Source organism: Bathymodiolus platifrons methanotrophic gill symbiont (assembly GCF_002189065.1).
GTDB lineage: Bacteria > Pseudomonadota > Gammaproteobacteria > Methylococcales > Methylomonadaceae > Methyloprofundus.
The window spans coordinates 1-1659 of sequence record NZ_BDMN01000319.1; the positions used below are offsets into that span (position 1 = coordinate 1).

The 1659-nt window shown below is 43.5% G+C and carries 1 protein-coding gene and 1 riboswitch; the gene reads left to right on the plus strand.

Annotated features, from left to right (window positions below; translation table 11 throughout):
• Nucleotides 1-192: 192 nt before the first annotated feature.
• Nucleotides 193-406, plus strand: a riboswitch (cobalamin riboswitch).
• 34 nt (nt 407-440) lie between these two features.
• Nucleotides 441-1370 carry a TonB-dependent receptor plug domain-containing protein gene (locus tag CDZ78_RS16370; RefSeq protein ID WP_167374361.1) on the plus strand — a complete coding sequence of 310 codons (930 nt, stop codon included), beginning with the start codon at nt 441-443 and terminating at the stop codon, nt 1368-1370.
• Nucleotides 1371-1659: the final 289 nt, after the last annotated feature.

Below are 1659 nucleotides of genomic sequence, written 5' to 3' on the forward strand. Positions count from 1 at the left end.
ACTAAAAATCATCACTTCGCTTAGGCTACGTTTCCCTGATTTTCAGCGTATGTTTCTGCTGATAATAGCCCAGAAAATTTCTCTCAAAAAATAAGGCCTAATTTGTATAGGCAATAGTTTCACCTAGCTTTAAAATTCCTATAAAAATAATTTTGCTCGATGTAAATTGCATTTATTTATTTTTCACGTAGAATCCACACTTCATTTTCTGGTCCTGACGGAAGTTCACTCTCTCCTGATGGTTAAAAGGGAAGTTTGGTGCGGATCTATTCCAATGCCAACGCTGCCCCCGCAACGGTAAATAAGTTTAAAATCAATGAGAACCACTGTGCTTTGCATGGGAAGGTAATGATTTTAGTAGTTCATACTTATAAGCCCGGAGACCTGCCTGAAAATTTTTTATTGCCAGTCCTTTTTTACTCAGCACTATTCCTACAAAAGTGCATGCAGATAACACTCTAGTTTTTTCACCTTTAACCGTTACAGCGACTCGTAATCAACAAAATTCACGGCTTGTTTCTAGCACGCTTATCAATAGACAAGATATTGAACGTAAACAACTGAATAGTATTGAACAGGCTTTGCGTGGCATTGCCGGGATTAATATTGTCAATAATGGTGGTTTAGGCAAAAATACCTCGGTATTTTTGCGTGGTACCGAGTCCGATCATGTCCTGGTCTTGATTGATGGTGTACGTACAGGATCCGCTACGACAGGTGGTGCCGCTTGGCAGCATTTGCCTATCAGCGAAATTGAGTCGATTGAAGTTATACGAGGTCCTAAATCCAGCTTATATGGTGCTGATGCCATTGGCGGGATTATTCATATTCATACTCGAAATGCAGCTGGATCCACGTCAGCGATTAATCCAGTTATTGCTGTCGGTGGTGGAAATTATGGCCATTATAAGCTTGAAGGTGGTGTATCCGGCGCAGTTGATCGGGCCTGGTACAATGCGCATTTAAGTTACCAGGCGAACGAAGGTTTTAATTCCTGTGCTGGGGCATTAAATTACGGTTGTTTTACCAATGAACCGGATAGAGACGGTTATCAGAATTATTCTGGAACGCTACGTTCAGGCTATCAATTCACCGATTGGCTGAGCCTGGAAGGGCATGCATTATATAGTGGTGGAGAGACTGAGTTTGATGGTAGTTTTGTTAATGAAGGTGACTTTGCACAGCTTGTATATGGGGGGAAGGTAACGATACAAGCGCTAGAATTCTGGCGTATTGAATTAAGTGGTGGTGAAAGCAGGGATGGATCAACTAACTATTTGAATGGTGTTAAACAAAGTATTTTTGATACTCAGCGCGTTTCATTTTCTGCATTGAATAATTTTAGCTTGGCAGCGGAGCACTTCCGCTGAAAATCAGGGAAAGGTAGCCTAAGCGAAGTGATGATTTTTAGTCCGCGATAGCCGTAGGGCCGTTGTTTTGTCGGAGTCTGAGCGTTAGCGAAGGTGGAGACAAAATAAAAGGCCATCCGACACGGCGTCAAGTCATTTGGAGCCTATGTTCCGACCCCTTGTTGGGTCGGGACGAGGTGACGAGGACGAATCGGGGCCGCCGGAGGCATAAGTGGTCGCGTTAAGTTTTTGCTGCTTGCTTGGGCTGGGATGCCCAAAACAAGCTTTCGCAAAAATAGCGACTCCCCGC